This is a genomic window from Acinetobacter sp. AG3, assembly GCF_022343575.1.
In the GTDB taxonomy this organism is placed as follows: Bacteria; Pseudomonadota; Gammaproteobacteria; order Pseudomonadales; family Moraxellaceae; genus Acinetobacter; species Acinetobacter guillouiae.
In genome coordinates this window covers 4,495,096-4,512,008 of the sequence record NZ_JAKQZD010000001.1, presented here as the reverse complement: position 1 = coordinate 4,512,008, position 16,913 = coordinate 4,495,096, and the positions used below count along the sequence as shown (strand labels likewise).

General features: G+C 38.0%; 19 protein-coding genes. 10 read left to right on the top strand and 9 right to left on the bottom strand.

Annotation, left to right across the window (positions count from 1 at the left end):
- Window positions 1-92 precede the first annotated feature (92 nt).
- From urtB to urtE, 4 genes are read left to right on the top strand one after another with little or no spacing between them, the layout of a single operon-like run.
- Window positions 93-1,733, top strand: a complete 1,641-nt coding sequence (urtB, locus tag L3V46_RS21045) for an urea ABC transporter permease subunit UrtB (protein ID WP_239046672.1) — start codon at window positions 93-95, stop codon at window positions 1,731-1,733.
- A 4-nt stretch (window positions 1,734-1,737) separates the two neighbouring features.
- Window positions 1,738-2,808 carry an urea ABC transporter permease subunit UrtC gene (urtC, locus tag L3V46_RS21040; protein ID WP_004718664.1) on the top strand — a complete coding sequence of 357 codons (1,071 nt, stop codon included), beginning with the start codon at window positions 1,738-1,740 and terminating at the stop codon, window positions 2,806-2,808.
- 11 nt (window positions 2,809-2,819) lie between these two features.
- Window positions 2,820-3,644 carry an urea ABC transporter ATP-binding protein UrtD gene (gene urtD, locus L3V46_RS21035; RefSeq protein ID WP_171066887.1) on the top strand — a complete coding sequence of 275 codons (825 nt, stop codon included), beginning with the start codon at window positions 2,820-2,822 and terminating at the stop codon, window positions 3,642-3,644.
- Window positions 3,645-3,654: 10 nt separating this feature from the next.
- Entirely contained in the window at window positions 3,655-4,353 is a 699-nt protein-coding gene (urtE, locus tag L3V46_RS21030; RefSeq protein WP_004818357.1) for an urea ABC transporter ATP-binding subunit UrtE, read from the top strand.
- A gap of 107 nt (window positions 4,354-4,460) precedes the next feature.
- On the opposite strand, the gene L3V46_RS21025 is transcribed toward urtE, so the two are convergent.
- The 4 genes from L3V46_RS21025 to L3V46_RS21010 form a co-directional block, all read right to left on the bottom strand.
- Complete coding sequence (locus L3V46_RS21025; RefSeq protein WP_154129934.1) at window positions 4,461-5,159, bottom strand: phospholipase D family protein; 699 nt, start codon at window positions 5,157-5,159, stop codon at window positions 4,461-4,463.
- An 87-nt stretch (window positions 5,160-5,246) separates the two neighbouring features.
- Entirely contained in the window at window positions 5,247-5,987 is a 741-nt protein-coding gene (locus L3V46_RS21020) for a hypothetical protein (RefSeq protein WP_239046671.1), read from the bottom strand.
- 106 nt (window positions 5,988-6,093) lie between these two features.
- The gene (locus L3V46_RS21015; protein ID WP_096732573.1) at window positions 6,094-6,597 is read right to left on the bottom strand and encodes a GNAT family N-acetyltransferase; all 504 of its coding nucleotides are present in this window, start codon (window positions 6,595-6,597) and stop codon (window positions 6,094-6,096) included.
- A gap of 113 nt (window positions 6,598-6,710) precedes the next feature.
- The gene (locus tag L3V46_RS21010) at window positions 6,711-7,433 is read right to left on the bottom strand and encodes an outer membrane protein OmpK (RefSeq protein ID WP_239046670.1); all 723 of its coding nucleotides are present in this window, start codon (window positions 7,431-7,433) and stop codon (window positions 6,711-6,713) included.
- Window positions 7,434-7,936: 503 nt separating this feature from the next.
- Between L3V46_RS21010 and L3V46_RS21005 the strand changes: the two genes are divergently transcribed.
- The 4 genes from L3V46_RS21005 (at window position 7,937) to L3V46_RS20990 (ending at window position 10,637) form a co-directional block, all read left to right on the top strand.
- On the top strand, window positions 7,937-8,290 hold the full coding sequence (locus L3V46_RS21005) for an HPF/RaiA family ribosome-associated protein (protein WP_004718651.1): 354 nt from the start codon (window positions 7,937-7,939) through the stop codon (window positions 8,288-8,290).
- A 195-nt stretch (window positions 8,291-8,485) separates the two neighbouring features.
- Window positions 8,486-9,028, top strand: a complete 543-nt coding sequence (locus L3V46_RS21000) for an ankyrin repeat domain-containing protein (RefSeq protein ID WP_034611217.1) — start codon at window positions 8,486-8,488, stop codon at window positions 9,026-9,028.
- A 15-nt stretch (window positions 9,029-9,043) separates the two neighbouring features.
- Entirely contained in the window at window positions 9,044-9,811 is a 768-nt protein-coding gene (locus L3V46_RS20995; RefSeq protein ID WP_004818363.1) for a transporter, read from the top strand.
- Window positions 9,812-9,956: 145 nt separating this feature from the next.
- Window positions 9,957-10,637, top strand: a complete 681-nt coding sequence (locus L3V46_RS20990) for a glutathione S-transferase family protein (RefSeq protein WP_239046669.1) — start codon at window positions 9,957-9,959, stop codon at window positions 10,635-10,637.
- A gap of 15 nt (window positions 10,638-10,652) precedes the next feature.
- Here L3V46_RS20990 and L3V46_RS20985 read toward each other — a convergent pair whose 3' ends face one another.
- The 3 genes from L3V46_RS20985 to L3V46_RS20975 form a co-directional block, all read right to left on the bottom strand.
- Window positions 10,653-11,840 (bottom strand): GGDEF domain-containing protein, encoded by a 1,188-nt coding sequence (locus tag L3V46_RS20985; protein WP_239046668.1) that lies wholly within the window; start codon window positions 11,838-11,840, stop codon window positions 10,653-10,655.
- A gap of 184 nt (window positions 11,841-12,024) precedes the next feature.
- Window positions 12,025-12,627, bottom strand: coding sequence for a GGDEF domain-containing protein (locus L3V46_RS20980; RefSeq protein ID WP_034611229.1), 603 nt, complete (start codon window positions 12,625-12,627; stop codon window positions 12,025-12,027).
- A gap of 332 nt (window positions 12,628-12,959) precedes the next feature.
- Complete coding sequence (locus L3V46_RS20975; protein ID WP_004818371.1) at window positions 12,960-13,874, bottom strand: alpha/beta hydrolase; 915 nt, start codon at window positions 13,872-13,874, stop codon at window positions 12,960-12,962.
- 153 nt (window positions 13,875-14,027) lie between these two features.
- On the opposite strand from L3V46_RS20975, the gene L3V46_RS20970 reads away from it, so the two are divergent.
- Window positions 14,028-14,459, top strand: coding sequence for a DUF2147 domain-containing protein (locus L3V46_RS20970; RefSeq protein WP_034611232.1), 432 nt, complete (start codon window positions 14,028-14,030; stop codon window positions 14,457-14,459).
- A 65-nt stretch (window positions 14,460-14,524) separates the two neighbouring features.
- On the opposite strand, the gene L3V46_RS20965 is transcribed toward L3V46_RS20970, so the two are convergent.
- Both L3V46_RS20965 and L3V46_RS20960 read right to left on the bottom strand, forming a co-directional pair.
- A complete protein-coding gene (locus L3V46_RS20965; protein ID WP_239046667.1) occupies window positions 14,525-14,881 on the bottom strand; it encodes a Spx/MgsR family RNA polymerase-binding regulatory protein in 357 nt (118 codons plus the stop codon).
- A gap of 517 nt (window positions 14,882-15,398) precedes the next feature.
- Window positions 15,399-16,217 carry an exodeoxyribonuclease III gene (locus L3V46_RS20960; RefSeq protein WP_239046666.1) on the bottom strand — a complete coding sequence of 273 codons (819 nt, stop codon included), beginning with the start codon at window positions 16,215-16,217 and terminating at the stop codon, window positions 15,399-15,401.
- Between the two features lie 40 nt (window positions 16,218-16,257).
- On the opposite strand from L3V46_RS20960, the gene pyrE reads away from it, so the two are divergent.
- Window positions 16,258-16,908, top strand: a complete 651-nt coding sequence (gene pyrE / locus L3V46_RS20955; protein WP_004718641.1) for an orotate phosphoribosyltransferase — start codon at window positions 16,258-16,260, stop codon at window positions 16,906-16,908.
- Window positions 16,909-16,913 lie beyond the last annotated feature (5 nt).

Below are 16,913 nucleotides of genomic sequence, written 5' to 3'. Positions count from 1 at the left end.
GACCCCAAAAGCCCGCTATATGCATAGTGGGCTTAACTGATGACTCAACTTTAAAGGTCATTGTATTTAAACAAAAATAGGGGGAGTTGCACATGTCACTTAGACTGAAACTCGCAGCACTTTTTTTTACGATCTCTCAATTATTTCTTATTCAACAGATTTTTGCTGAATCTGTGCATAGTGCGCAATCGTCATCCGCTCAGCCAGCGGCAAGTCATGATGATGCCATTCAAAAATTTGTACGTGCAGATTTTGCAAAGCGTCGAGCGATGCTGAATCAATGGCCAGCAAGTATAGACGAGCTTGATAAGCTGGTGGCCTATGTCGAAAACGACGAACTTTATACCGACAGTTCGGGCAATACCTACATCATGAAAGCTGGCGATAAACTGTTCAGTTATCCAGATGAACAGGCAATTACTGATTGGCCAGGTGATTTAAATCAAGTGACGCTGGTCAACACTTTGCATAAAGCCTTGAGCTTTGGTCAGGCGAAGATCAAGTTACAGTCCCCAGATGCATCACAGCGATTGGCTGCGATTGATATTTTGGAAAATAATTTAGATGAACTGGATATCAAGGTCATCAACCAACTTTATCTCAATGAAAAAAATAATAAAGTGAAGGCACGTTTAGCCCAGTTAAAAGCACGAATTGATTTTAATAGTCCAGATACGCTCACCAAAATTCAGGCGGTTAAAACGCTAAAAGATTCTAGTCGTCCTGATGTTCTGGCGATTATCGAACAAACGTTAACACAGCCAAACTTAAATCCAGAATTAAAGGCTGCATTGGTCAGTGCGCAAAGTAGTATTAAAACCCGTATTCAAGCCAGTGAGTGGACAGGACATGTTTTTTCAGGCCTCAGTACCGCAAGTATTTTATTGCTCGCAGCATTAGGACTGGCAATTACTTATGGCTTACTCGGTGTGATCAATATGGCACATGGCGAGTTGATCATGATCGGTGCTTATACCACTTATGTGGTGCAAAGCTTCTTTAAAACCCATATGGGTGCTTATGTGGATTGGTACCTGATTGCAGCAATTCCAGCAGCATTTTTAGTCAGTGCTTTGATTGGCATGTTGATAGAACGAACCGTGATTCGCCCGTTGTATGGCCGTCAGTTAGAAACCCTGTTGGCGACCTTTGGTGTCAGCCTTATTTTGATGCAATTGGTACGGATGATTTTTGGTGCGCAGAATGTGGAAGTATCAAATATTTCATGGCTGTCAGGCGGGATTTCGCTTACACCTAGTTTGATGCTGCCGTATAACCGTATCGCGATCATCGTCTTCACCATCGCTGTATTACTTTTACTGGTTTACCTGCTTAATAAAACCCGATTTGGTCTATTCGTCCGTGCAGTCACGCAAAACCGTCAGATGGCGCGTGCTGTCGGTATTCGCTCTGCACGAATCGATATGATGGCCTTTGGACTGGGTTCAGGACTTGCAGGGCTGGCAGGCTGTGCCTTGGCACAAGTTGGCAATGTCGGACCTGATCTAGGGCAAAACTATATTATTGATGCTTTCCTTGTGGTTGTAGTGGGTGGTGTTGGTCAGGTTTGGGGCGCTGTGCTTGCTGCATTAGGTTTAGGTGTGAGTGGAACAATTCTCGAAATTGGTATGGGTGCAGTGCTCGCCAAAATTATTCTCTTGGTTCTTGTGATTCTGTTTATTCAAAAACGCCCACAAGGTTTATTTGCTATCAAAGGTCGTTTTGTGGAGTAAGCCTATGAAAATCACATCATTACTTTCAGATAAACCCTATAGTGCAATCGCCATTGCTGTATGTTTCGCTGTGATGCTGATTCTGCCGTGGTTTCATGTGTTGCCACAAGATTCCGCTTTACACCTCTCAGCATACTGGGTGACTTTGATTGGCAAAATCATGTGTCTCGCCTTGGTTGCACTGGCTTTGGATCTGGTCTGGGGTTATGCCGGCATTCTAAGTCTGGGGCATGGGTTATATTTTGCTTTGGGTGGTTATGCTTTCGGTATGTACCTGATGCGAGAGTCAGCAGGCGAGCAATTGCCTGACTTTATGCGCTTTCTCAGTTGGACTGAGCTGCCTTGGTATTGGGTCGGAACCCAGCATTTCTTATGGGCTTTGGCTTTGGTGATTTTGGTACCAGGCGTGATTGCCTTTATCTTTGGATTCTTTGCATTTCGTTCCAAAATTAAAGGTGTGTATTTTTCGATTATCACCCAAGCCATGACTTTTGCTGCTGCACTGTTGTTTTTCCGCAATGAAACAGGTTTTGGCGGGAACAATGGCTTTACTGGATTTAAAACCATTCTTGGGATGGATATTACCTCTGCTTCTATGCGAGCAACATTGTGTTTCCTTACTGCCTTAGTGTTGTTACTCAGCTTTATCGGCTTACGTAGTTTAATGAATAAGCCTTATGGTCGAGTGTTGGGGGCAATCCGTGATAGCGAAAACCGGTTGCAATATTTAGGCTATCGCACCCTGTGGTACAAACTCTCGGCATGGGTCCTTTCAGCGGTGATTGCCGGAATTGCAGGTGCATTGTATGTCCCACAAGCAGGCATCATTAATCCAAGCGAAATGAATCCTGTGAATTCGATTGAAATGGCGGTTTGGGTTGCAGCAGGTGGTCGTGGCACATTGATTGGCCCAATTCTAGGTGCAGGTCTGATCAATGGAGTTAAAACCTATTTTACCGTTGCATATCCTGAAATATGGTTATTGATCCTTGGTGCATTATTTATCGTTGTAACCATCTTCCTCCCTAAAGGGGTGATTGGATTGCTTGAGCGTTTTAAAAAGGAGGATCACTAATGTCAGAGCTATTGTCAGATTTGGGCTTAAATTCGCAACATGGTGGTCAAATCGGTGAGGGCTATGGTCGTCCTAAAGCTGAAGGTGCTGATTTCAGTCATGGTATTGCGCTTTACTTAGAGAAAGTCAGTGTATGGTTTGATTCTTTCCGTGCTTTAAATGATTTGTCTCTTTACATTGAAGAAGGAGAGTTGCGCTGCATTATTGGACCAAATGGTGCGGGAAAAACCACATTGATGGATGTGATCACTGGTAAAACACGTCCTACCGAAGGTTCTGCCTTTTTTGGTCAAAACTATGATCTTGCCAAAATGAGTACTGAACAAATTGCAGAAGCGGGTATTGGTCGTAAGTTTCAGAAACCGACTGTATTTGAAAATTTTACAGTGATGGAAAATCTGCTCCTTGCTGCACCAAAAGACAAAACCGTAAAAAAAAGTTTTTTTAGCAAGTTGAGTCCCGATGCACAGTTGGCTTTGGATGAATCTTTGCAACAGATTCGTTTACAAGAGTTTATTCAAAAGCCTGCGGGATTGTTATCACATGGACAAAAGCAGTGGCTTGAAATTGGCATGCTGTTGATGCAACGACCTAAACTGATCTTATTGGATGAGCCTGTAGCGGGAATGACTGATGCTGAAACTGAACGCACAGCAGAGTTATGTTTGGAATTAAAAAAGAATCATACCTTGGTTGTGGTCGAGCATGATATGAGCTTTATCGACACCATCAGTGAGAAAGTTACGGTTCTGGCACAAGGCGCCATTCTTGCAGAAGGAACCTTGGCGGAAGTACAAGCCAATGAAGATGTGATTGAAAAGTATTTAGGACGTTAAGGGGAGCAACATGTTAGAAATAAAAGACGTCAATCAATTTTATGGGGGCAGTCACATTCTCCGTGATGTGACTTTAACTGCGCCGATTGGAGAGTGTTCCGTAGTTTTAGGACGGAATGGTGTGGGTAAAACCACCTTATTAAAATGTTTGATGGGAATTTTACCGATTAAGTCTGGGCAAATCTTATTGGATGGCAAAGACATTGCTAAAATGAGCCCTGAACAGCGTGTACGCGCGGGTTTAGCCTATGTTCCTCAAGGGCGTGATATTTTCTCAACCCTGACTGTAGAGGAAAATATTTTGATCGGTATGGCAAAGTTTTCAGGTGCAAAAACCCGTAAAGTCCCCGAGCATTTATATGAAATTTTTCCTGTCTTAGATGAAATGAAACATCGCCGTGGAGGAGATTTGTCTGGTGGACAGCAACAGCAATTAGCCATTGCACGTGCTTTAGCTTCCGAACCGAAAGTTTTGATTTTAGATGAGCCGACCGAAGGAATTCAGCCTTCGATTATTAAAGATATTGGTCGAGTGATTCGCAAATTGGCAGATGGAGGTGAAATGGCAATTGTACTGGTCGAGCAATTTTACGATTTTGCTGAGGAATTGGCAGATAACTATACCGTCATGGCACGTGGTCAAGTGGTAGCACAAGGCATCGGTGGAGAAATGCCTGAAAAGGGGATTCGTGATTTAGTGGCGATTTGATGGTTAATGAGGAATGAAGCTCTCAACTCATAAAATGAATAGTGAGAACTTCATTCTTTTCAAGCCTTGTATTCGATTAAGCTTAAACGAATACACATGAAAATAGTCTAGATTTCTGTATTTTCATTCCACAGAAAATAACCACCATATTGGCTCGACCTGAATTCTCCACCCACAGTTTTACCTTGTTCAGTCAAATAATGTTTACCGCCATCGTTTAAAGTTAAAAAACCTTTTGCTACAAGTTTATCTAATAATTCAGGCGTTTTAAGCTTATGTTTAGCAGCAAGTTTTGAGGAAGTTAATTTACTCGAATTCTCTAATAGCTCTTTTGAATTATCTTCTACTTCTTCTGTTTTGACTTCATCAAGAGAAATTCGAACCTCATCACTAATACGAATGATACGTTGAGCTTCTTCATAGGCATCTTTATATACGTCAGTATCATCTTCTTTATTGATTAAGATCCCCATTTCATTATTATTTACTTGGCTAAATTCATATAAATTTAAGCTGGAAATAATGCAACTTGTTTCATTTAAATAACATTTAGCATGAAGATTTTTGCAGAAACTTACTCGAACATAATCTAATTTTTGCATCCATTTAATTTCATCAGGATGTAAATCGCTTTTCCCATAAATGATCCGAATATCAATTTTTAAACGATTTTTATCCTCTAATAATTCTTTGATACGGTCATTAAGCCGAAGATAAGGGCTAATTAAAATCAGTCTTTCTTTTGCATTTTTTATCAATTCTTCTAAGAAAAAATTTGTACCGCTCGTATTTAGAAATTTTGCCATTTTTCACCCAATTATTATGTATTAAGTAAAGGATATTAAAGCATATAATACAACAAACTAAACTATTTCGAATTCCGAATCAAAATTTTATTGAAGCTCAACTTTCTGATAAGAGCCTGTTGATGAAACATTCATCCCAAAACCACAATCGGCTTGTTCATTTAATTCTTCTACTTCAATAAAATTGCCTAAAGAGGCGTTATAAGTGAAATCGATGTCAATTTGACAATTTTCAAAACGATAGCTTGCTTTCTTGGCATGAAGAGGCATTTCTGTTTCAAACTCGCCAATATTTGGACCATAAATTAGGCTTCGAGCACCCATCCATAGACCAGTGAATTGAATGAGATATTTCTGATCACGTTTTTTAACGGTGATATTGTTCCATTCGCCAAAACCTGCATAACTGGCATATTCTCCTGTTAAGTCATTGTTTGGTTTTGGTATTACTAACTTTTTTAAATTAAATTGACTGGTTTTTGTGGGTTTAATTTGAAACCACGCTCTTGCCCATAAGGGTTGATTGAGTTTGCTATACGTTAAACCCACATTATTATTGGCAATGTCGATGTCATTATCTGAAACCCGAATGCCAGTGTCTTCTTCACCCACAGACTGACAAAAAGCACTCCAAGATGCTTGTCTTTGAAACTGATCAAGCGCTTTTTTATAGTTTCTCTGGTCGTAAAATTTTTGTCCCAATTTACGATATTGACTGAGTTTGGCACAACCCTGTTTTATATTTTGTTCATCGTAGTCAGCAGCATGGCTTGCTGTATTAAGTATCAATGCAAATGGTGCCAATAGACTGATTATCATTTTATTCATCGATATTCGCTCTGAAGTTCAGCAATATTGTTTATGGTTATACAACAGATTTTAAAAAAGCGACAAAAAATTTTTACGATGGATGCTGTATAAATACTGCTCTATTTTAATCAAAATTTAATTGCATCAACACCAAATCACGCCACTTCCCAAATTTTTGTCCGACTTGTGGCATATAACCTGTTTGTTTAAATCCGAGTTGTTGGTGGAGATAAATCGAACCAGTATTTTCGTGGTCAATTGCAGCAACCATAACGTGGATATTGTGCTGTTGAGCATGTTCAATCAATTTCAGCATTAAGCGTTTGCCGAGCCCTTGTCGAGTAAATTCTGGGTCGATATAAACAGAGTGCTCAACGGTATATAGATAACCGTTGATTGCTCTAAAGCTTGCATAATCAGCATAGCCTGCAATGGCATGAGTCGCTGTTTCTTCAGCAACAAAAAGTGGAAATTGCTGTTGTTGTAATTCTAGAAACCACTGCTGGTAATCTGCGAAAGTCTTTAATTGGCTGTTCCATGTTGCTAAACCTGTTGCAATTTCATGATTATAAATACGCATAATCTCAGTTAGGTCAGAAGCTTGAGCAGGGCGGATCTGAAAATTCATGGATACAGGTCAATGGAAAATTGATAGGGGTATTCTAAAAAGAATTATTTTTAAGGGCAATAAAAAAAGCAAAACCGAAGTTTTGCTTTCTAATCAATGGATTTAGCTCAGTCTTAGAAATGATACTTGATTAAAGCACTGACATTATTTTCATCTTTGCCTGGAACACCATATTTGTTGTGCCATACAGAGTGTTCAACACCAAGATATAGACGCGTATCTGGAGAAATGTGTTTACCCGCATTCCATTTCCATTGTGTCGTCCAGTTCAACTCGCTTGAGTGAGAAACTTGATCTTTTTCTGCAGTTGACCAATCAAGGAAACCATCTACAAGGAATTCTTCAGATGCAATTTTAAATGGAATTCCATAAGTAAATGTCAATTGATAGTCATCTTCTTGGATTTCATTATTGGCACGGTAGAAATTTAATTGCGCATATTGAAAATAAGGAATGGCTAAATCAACACCAACACCGTATAGGTAGTTGTTCATGTCTTTACCACCTTCCCAAGTGGTCGCGATTAATACGTCTTTAATTGGGCCTAATTCAAGTTTTTTCCCAGAAACAGCACCTAAGCTAAGACGTGGAGAAACCTCAAAATAAGTATCCGACTGACCATCACTGTTGGTACGGTCAGCAAAAGCAAAGAAATCACCGTATTTAAGTTTTGCAGCATACTCAAAAGTGATGGTAGATTGTTTCTCATCTGGTGTTAATTCATAGTTTTCACCATAAAGACCAGTAATACTAAAATCTTGCCAAACAGGCGCAGCTTGAGCCAAAGTTGCAGTTGAAGCGATTGCGCAGATAGCCGCAATTTGTGTAAGTTTCATGAATTCTTCCTTTCCCCCAAGAAAAGCGCTTCAAGAATACAGATTCTTAAATAAAAATAAAGCGAAAATTAGATGGAATGAAAATAAATATGTAAACATCAAGAGGTGAAATGTTTTAAAACGTGAGTCGCATATTTAAAGCAAAGATTTAAAATTTATATCGATTAAAAGCCTAATAATTAAACATAGTTGATGTTTTTAGTTGGAATTAGTCATTAAAAAATCAATTAAATCATTTAATTATAAAGTAACGTAACAAGATGTCATTTTTCATATTCTTTTCATAAAAAAGTTAAAAATCTACTTGCATATTTTCCAATATGGCCTGATATTGAATGTATAAGAACACCTATCTGCAGATCGTTAAAAGTGTTCATCTTTGCAATAGAGGAGTTACGGTTCCAATTTATTGTAGGTGAAAAGCTGTCTTATACAGCAGGCGCAAAGTGTGCCGTAAATATAAGTTTTGCACTCGTTTTTTGATTAGAAAGAGGATGTTTTTTATGAATATAGAAATCCGTACAGATAAAAATATTAGAAATAGTGATCGTTTAATTACTTACGTACGCGATGAGTTAAATCAAGAATTCCAACGTCATAGCGAACGTATTACCCAGTTTTCAGTTCATATCAGTGATGAGAACGGTGACAAAGGTGGGGCGGATGATATCCAGTGTATGATTGAGGTTAAAGCAGCGGGTTTGAAGCCAGTCGTGGTAAAACATCGAGCGAAAAACATTGATCTTTCATTACACGGTGCGATAGATCGCGTAAAACGTAGCCTAGAGCACGTATTAGAAAAAATTGAAAATCCACGTGGTGGAAAACTAGAACTTGCTGATGCAGATGAAGCATGATCTGATAAAAAGCCCTTCGGGGCTTTTTTATGGTCTTCAATTTTATTGTTCTAAAAGAGTTATGGATTGTCTTCTTTGTCATAAATGAACAATAAATGCCATTTATAAAATAAAAGCGACACGATTAAAATTTTTCAAAGCTATTTTAAAAATATTCGTCATAATGCTGTATAGGAATAGAATAGTGAGATCAACATGTTATCAGCACAACAACAAGTCTTTATACAGGCTTTAGAAGATTTAGACCTTGCTCAAGTCAAACGTTTGCTTGCAGATGGATTTGATCCTAACTTTATGGAGCCTGAAAAAGGGCCAGCTGTTTCAATTTGGTCAGACGGATTGTTTAAATGGTGGGAAAAAATTTGTGATGCTTATGAAGCAGGTGATCCTTTAACAGCAGAACAAAAAGCGCAAGATTTACAACCACATTTAGATATCTTGGATGCTCTAATAAATGCCAAAGCAAATTTTTATTTGTGGGATGCTGAAGAATGCTATGGTCCATTGTGGGATGCTGCAAGCGCAGCCTGTGTACCTGCAATTGACAAGCTTTTAGATCATAAGGTTGATCCGAATACCAAAGATGAAGAAGGTAAAACCATTTTATCTTCGATCAGTGATTTGTTCTTTGATTGTGAATTTGATCAAATAGATTGGTCTCAGGCTTTACCTGAAGAGAAAGAATCTTTAGAGTTACTACGTAGTCGCGGTGCGAAAATGTCCAAAGAATTATCGTAAATTTTGAGTCTTGATATGGCAATTTTAAATAGAATCACATTAGCCCTTGCTTCGAGTCTAAGTATAAGCGCAATGGCAGCAGAATTTTCTTTTGATCGTCCTGGAACAGGTTTCGGAACAGGAATCACGCCAGTGGGTCAATTGGCTTGGGAGCAAGGTCTTCCAAGTGCGACCTATACAGAAACTAAAGTAGATGGCGCAAAAGCAAAAACTGTAACCCTTAATGGCGATATGCTGCTCCGTACTGGTTTAACCTCAAGTATGGAATTACAGTTAGGCTGGCAGGGTCCAGCTTGGACACAAACCAAATACAAAGGCATGAAAGAGGATGACTCTGGCTTAGGTGATGTTTCTATTGGGATTAAAAAAGCCATCGACTTAAAAGATGATAAATTATCTATGGCGATTTTGGCTCAAGCCTTGATTGCAACGGGCAATGATGGTTTTAGTGAAGAAGATGATATTTATAGCATCGGCACATCATTAGCTTACCAGTATAACGATTTGGTCAATACTGGAATCACCATGAACTATGCTGTGCAAGATGGGCATTGGTCAGTTACCGCTGTACCAACTGTTGGTTATAAAATTGCAGGTAATCTTTCAGGGTTCTCTGAGTTTGTTTATTCAAAAACAGAAAGCCAAGACTATAAGTATGGTCTAGGCTCTGGTTTGATCTATGCAGTCAATGAACGTACCCAACTTGATGGAAGTGTGGGTGTCGATTTGGAAGGGCGAGATCGTAGTTATAAAGCTGGTTTAGGTGTGGCATTCTTATTCTAATCAATTCAGTCTGATACATCGTCAAGGAGTAGTTGATCTACTCCTTGATTTGTTTTAAAAGCGAACATTTTTTGAAATGCTTTTAGAACAGTCTTATCTTGTGTATGCTGAGTTTAAAATAAGTAATAAATACAGGAGTATTAGAATGTTAGAACTGTTTATTGGTGATAAAAATTATTCGACGTGGTCGATGCGACCTTGGTTAGTAATTCAGCATTTCAACATTCCATTTACAGAGCATCTTATTGCTTTCGATCACTTTGATGTCGATAGCCAATTTAAACAAAGTATTTTAAAAATAAACCCAACTGGCAAAGTCCCAGCCTTAGTGGACGATGGCTTTTTAATTTGGGATTCGTTGGCGATTTGTGAATATCTGGCAGAAAAGTTTCCTGAAAAACACTTGTGGCCTCAAGATGTAAAACAACGTGCACGTGCAAGATCGATGTCCGCTGAAATGCACAGTAGTTTTATGGCTTTGCGTAGTTGTTGTGATATGAATTTAGATGCTGATTTAAAGCATATTGGGGCACAGCTTTGGCAGGAAAATTTAAAACTACAGCACGATGTAAAACGGATTGAACAATTATGGTCGGAGCGACCACATCCTGACAGTTTTTTATGTGCTGATGAATTTACGATTGTCGATGCTTTTTATGCGCCAGTTGTGATGCGTTTCATCGGTTATGGCATTGCCGTATCAGCGAACAGTCAGCGTTATATCGACAAGATATTAGCGGTCCCTGCTGTACAACAATGGATAGCAGAAGCCCATGTAGAATTTCGATTTGTAGCGTGTGAAGAGCAATATCGTAGCCAAGTTTAATCTAGTGAATACCGCTTAAGCTATTTCATTGATTTGAGCATGATAGAGCTGGACTTGATTGCGCCCGGATTGTTTGGCCCGATATAGCGCTTTGTCTGCGAGATGAATAATTTTGCTGATATTGTCATCATCATTCGAGGTGGCAATACCAAAACTGGCGGTCAGCTGAACATAATGATGATCAAGCGATTCAAGCACTTGGTTTTGAATCGCCAATCGGCAGCGTTCAGCAAGTGCTTGAGCAATGTTTAAAGAAGTTTCAGGCATGGCAATAATAAATTCTTCACCGCCATAACGAGCCACAATATCTGACTGACGAATGTGAGATGATAATAATTTGGCAACCTGACACAATGCTTCATCACCAAAATGATGCCCATATAAATCATTGATTTCTTTGAAATGATCAATATCAATCAAGATAATGGCGTAGTGGGTTTGCTTATTTTGGATATCATCAAGCTTTTCATTAAAAAAACGACGATTATATAAATTGGTCAGTGGATCCGTTTCACTGAGTTTTTTAATTAATGATTCTCTATAGCGCCACTGAGACAGCAAAATTTCACATAAAATCAAACATACAATTAAAATAGTGACTATAAAATACAACATCGTTCCCACCCAGAAGGTATTGTCATGCCGATTATTTTCCAACAGATGTTCATTAAAAATTGGAGCGTACGGAATGATGCGCCAATAGGTACAGAACATCATTGCAATATAGAACAGCAGGGCGGTACTAATTTGCAGATAAATAATTTTTCTATTGAATAAGATTAAACCCACACCAGAAATACACACGAATGCAAAAACAGTGGCTGGACTATAGATACCGACAAGAAAGCCATCAGCAAGCATTAAGATAATAAAAATACTGATGACGATATGGGGGAGGATGGTATTTGCCCATTTTTTATTCTGAAAGAAATAACAAAATGCGATCAGGAAAAAAAGCAGTAGGGTGGAGCCAGCATTGACCATAAGTTGTGAACGAATCAAGGAGATATTGACCCATTGCCAAGTTTCTGGATTGAATAAAATAAAAACTTTCCACGCAATCCATGATAAATGAAGGGCAACAGTCAGGAACAGAATCAAGATACATTTATGTAAACTGCTCCAATTCATAATGATATTTGAATCTAATTGTTGTTTCAGCTTTTGCCAGTAATGATTAAGTCCTATATTCGATACCTTCATTCATAATTATTCCAGGTTTTTTCAGTTTGCTATTCATTAAGTACTGATTAATAATTTTTTAAATTATAGTGATTAAAATTTATTAAAACAAAGAATTGTTATCATTTATTTGTTAATAAAAGAATATTTTATTATTAATATAAAATAAATAGTAGTGTAATTAATTTTTAAATATATAGCTGTTTTAAGATAAAACACCTGTACCCGTATAACAAGCTTTGCGATTGGTTTTCGCAATATATAACGCTTGGTCTGCTTGCTGCAATACCGCATTACTCATGCTGTCATGTTTAGAAACAGATGCACCACAACTTGTTTGAAGTGGAATGACTTTGTTATTGATCTTTAAATCATAATGATTCATTAAAAGTGATAGACGATTTGCGATATGATGAGCTTGATCTTGAGTAACATCACTGAGAATTAAAATGAATTCAGATTCGCTATAACGACCAACAAGATCTGTTTCACGGATATTTTGCAATAACTCTTGGGCGATTGCGGCTAAAGCCTTATGTGCGATTTTTAGAGTGTATTTATTCTTGATTTCACACCAATTATCCACACTGAGTAAAACGATACCAAAATTTGATTCAGTCTGAGGATGTAACTCTTTTAAATAGGTATTAATTGCAAACTGATTATAAATACCTGTATGTGGGTCGATTTCCAGATTATTACTGAGTTGGTTTTTATGGATTAATTTGGCAATAAAAGAATGTTTCAATACTTGATTGAATAAGGAATGAATTTTACGTCGTTTTTCTGAATAAATTTTATTACGCATAATCTAATCCATCCACACTTGGATTTTTATTGTTGATACTTAGAATGTAGCAACTTATTGGCTTAAACTCAAACTAAAGTTGAAGTAAATACTTGAAGGATATATACATAATTTTAAAAAGTGTGATTAACTTTGTAGTATAGGTTAAGAGTCTATTCGGACTGGGAAAATCCCCTAAAAATAAATCTGACAAGAAATATAGTTCCAATGAATTGTATAATTATTATTCTAGTGAATGCTCATTTTGTTTAAATGGATGATTTTATTTTTAAAGGTGAACAACAGTTTGGCTTTTAAAGCGCTTGTTGTTCACCATTTGGTCAATATTGGGATTAATCTTTATCAATTTTATGCGCGAATTCAGCAATATCTGCTAAAGATTGTTTTGCTTCATCAAACCACGGGCTAAACATTTGGAAATTATGCCACATTCCCGTATACAGCTTGTAATTGACTTGCACGCCTGCAGCTTTGGCTTTTTCTTCGAAACGTTGCGCATCTGACAACAGAATCTCTTTAGAGCCAATTTGAACTAAAGTCGGTGGCAGCCCTGCAAAATCTCCAAATATAGGCGAAAGTGGGGGTAAAGAACGATCCATGTTTTTTGGTACGTAAAAATCAATACCAGATTCAAGGGCTTCGATTGACAGTAAAGCATCATGCTTCTGATTATAGCGTAGAGATTCACCTGTTAAAGTCAGGTCTAAGAAAGGTGACATCAGGATTAAGGCGCTTGGGAGTTGTTGCTTATTTTCTTGTTTGATGCGTAGAGCGAGTGCCAAAGCCAGATTTGCACCACAGGAATCACCAGAAACAATAATATCTTTCGCTTGCACACCTTGATCTAAAAGTTGCTGATAAATATCATAAATCGCATCACCTGCTTCAGGAAATTTGCTTTCAGGTGCGAGCGGATAATCTACATGTAAAACTTGCATTTGCGTACGTGCAGCAACTTCAGATAAAAACGCGCGATGGGTTTTGATAGAACCGACAAAAAACGCTCCACCATGAATATGAAAAATCATTTGAGTCGCATGCGCTTGCGGTTTAATTTCTTCTGCCCGAATCCCCGCGATGCGCAAAGAACGAATCTGTACATCTTTACGTTGTGGAAAAACACGTGCAAGTTGTTCTATTCCAAAACGTGCAGTTGCAGGAGGAAGATTGAAACGACTTGGAAATTTGAAGCTAGATTTAAGAATAGATTCTGTAAGATATTGTTTCAGAGCTGAGTTAATCTTCATGTTCCTTCCATATTGTTAAACTTTTGACTTTATTTTTGTTGATTTATCAACATTTGTTACAAGGGTACACTATATAGTCACATTCAAGAATTGCTAATTCGACGTAAATTTTTGATACTATAAAGTGTCAATTAGACTAGGGAAAACAAAACAATGAAAAAAATTGTACTTGCATTAGGCTTATTATCAGCAACAGTTCTTGCAAATGCTGCGGATCCACTCAATGGAACAGTTTGGAAAACAATTGATGACACAACGAAACAGCCCAAAGCAATTGTGAAATTCACTGAACAAAAAAATGGAACATTGACGGCAACGATTCAAAGTATTTTAACGCCAGGTGAAGAAAACTCTTGTACCAAATGTGAAGGTGCTTACCACAATAAATCATTGAAAGGTGTGACGATTGTCAATGGTCTAAAAAATGTTGGTGGTAAAAACTATGACAATGGTACGATTCTAGATCCTAAAAATGGCAAGACCTATAAGCTCAAAGGTGAACTTGCTGGTAACCAGTTAAAGTTACGTGGTTATATGGGTATTTCTGCTTTAGGTCGCAACCAAACTTGGGTGCGTGCAAACTAAGCAGATTGATTCACTACAACAAAAAGCCTGATCTATTGATCAGGCTTTTTGTTGCTCGATGATTTTTATACTGTAAGTTTTAAAGCTTTAATTTTATCTTCATCAAAACCAATTACATATTGGCCATTTTGATCAATCACGGGGCGTTTAATTAAACTGGTGTGTGTGGTAAGCGCTTGAATCAGTGCTTGTTCACTCGACAAAGCCAGTTGTTGTTCTTGCTCACTGAGTTTTTTCCACGTTGTACCTTTTTTATTGAGTACAAGATCTTGCCCAATATGATCGAGCCATTGTTTAACCGTCTCTGCATCTATGCCTTGTTTTTTATAATCATGAAACTCATAACTCAAGCCAAGTTCAGTCAGTAAATCAAAAGCTTTTTTCATGGAGTTACAATTTTTGATTCCATAAATTTTCAACATGTCTTAACCTACTATTCAATTGTTTGATTTGACAGAAAGAGTAGCAAAATTGCCAATATGTACAGTATAAGAATAGATAAAATATTTTAAAAGACATGATTGCTGTCATCAGAATTTAACAATTTGCGCTTAATATTTTATTGAAGCGAGCAGTAGACTGGCTGATTAAATGATTTGAATCTAAAAAATAAAAAAATTGAAACTAAAGAAAATTGAAACTAAAAAAAGAGAAAACCCGCATCTAATCATCCTGATTATGCGGGTCTCATTACAACGTCCAATGTCACATCCTTGAAAAATAAATATTCAAAATACTTATTTCCTTTTCTTCCTACGGCGTCCTATCCTTTTGCTGTCATCCTGACAATGTCCCTGTGCCGTGCGTGTATAATGCGCTTGTTGATATGAAGAAAATATAAGATAACACGACAAAATTTGTAAGTTATTGCCTTGTAATCAGTGAACACTTGTTCACAAAAATGCTCAATTTTTATTTAAAAATTGAGCATTTGGCTGTTTAAATTTGATAATCAATAATCACAGGGGCATGGTCGCTATACCATTCATCTTTATAGACCCAAGCATTGACTGTGCGATCTTTCCAGTCAGGTGAGCATGCTTGATAATCAATACGCCAACCGACATTTTTCGCACGCGCTTGTCCACGATTGGACCACCAAGAATACAGTTCCGCTTCTTTACGGACTTCACGAAATGTATCGACATAGCCCAGTTCATCATAAATATGATCTAACCAAGCACGTTCATGCGGTAAGCAACCTGACGATTTTTGGTTACCTGACCAGTTTTTAATATCGATTCGTTTATGCACGATGTTGTAATCGCCACATACAATGATTGACTTATCTTCATCACGCCATTGTTTTAAAATTTTTCGATATTCTTCTAAGAAGTGATCTTTACGGGCTTGTGCTTCATCACCTGATGAGCCTGAAGGTAAATACAGCGAACAGATGTGCACAGATTTGGCTAAACCGACATCAAATTCCGCGCTAATAAAACGACCTTGGCTATCGGCAAGTTCAAAACCCAAACCATTCTGGATCGATTTAAACGGCAAGCGACTGTAAATCGCTGTACCTGCATAGCCTGATTTTTCCGCAGGGAACAGATGGGTAAACCAACCTTCGGGTTTAAATTTATCGGTCCACTGTTCATGCGTAATACGGCTTTCTTGGATACAGATCACATCTGCATCTGACTTTTCCATCCATTCAAGTAGGCCTTTAGTGACGGATGAACGTAAGCCATTTACGTTAATTGAGACAACTCTTAAAATTTTTTGATCACTTGGATAGCTACTCTTTGGTATCATGCGCAGTCATAACCTCAATGTATGAATTTTGGAGCACCTCATGTCAACGCCAGCTCAGTTTAACCCGCAAGCTTTTATCGAACTCGCATTATCACGTGGTGTGCTTAAATTTGGTGAGTTTACTTTAAAATCAGGCCGTGTGAGCCCTTATTTTTTTAATGCAGGTTTACTCAACGATGGTGAAGCATTATCGCTTTTAGCTCAAGGTTATGCAGATAAATTAACACAATGTAACAACGTTGAAGTGATCTTTGGACCTGCATACAAAGGAATTCCTTTTGTTGCCGCAACAGCTGTGGCTTTGTCACAAGTACATGGTGTAAGTGTGCCTTGGGGCTTTAACCGTAAAGAAGCCAAAGACCATGGTGAAGGCGGTGTATTGGTCGGTGCTTCAGTAGAAGGCAAAAAAGTCTGGATTATTGATGACGTGATTACAGCGGGTACCGCAATTCGTGAAGTTGTCACAATTCTTAAAAATGCAGGTGCGACAATTGCAGGCGTATTGGTTGCGCTAGATCGTCAAGAAAAAGGGCAAGGTCAATTGTCTGCCATCCAAGAAGTTCAACAAGAACTTGAGATTCCAGTGCATGCTTTAATTAGCATGAAAGACTTAATGGATTATCTTGATGCCAAAGGTGAGCAAGATGCTTTAGCAAAAATGGAAGCTTACCGTGTGAAATATGGTATATAAGTTAA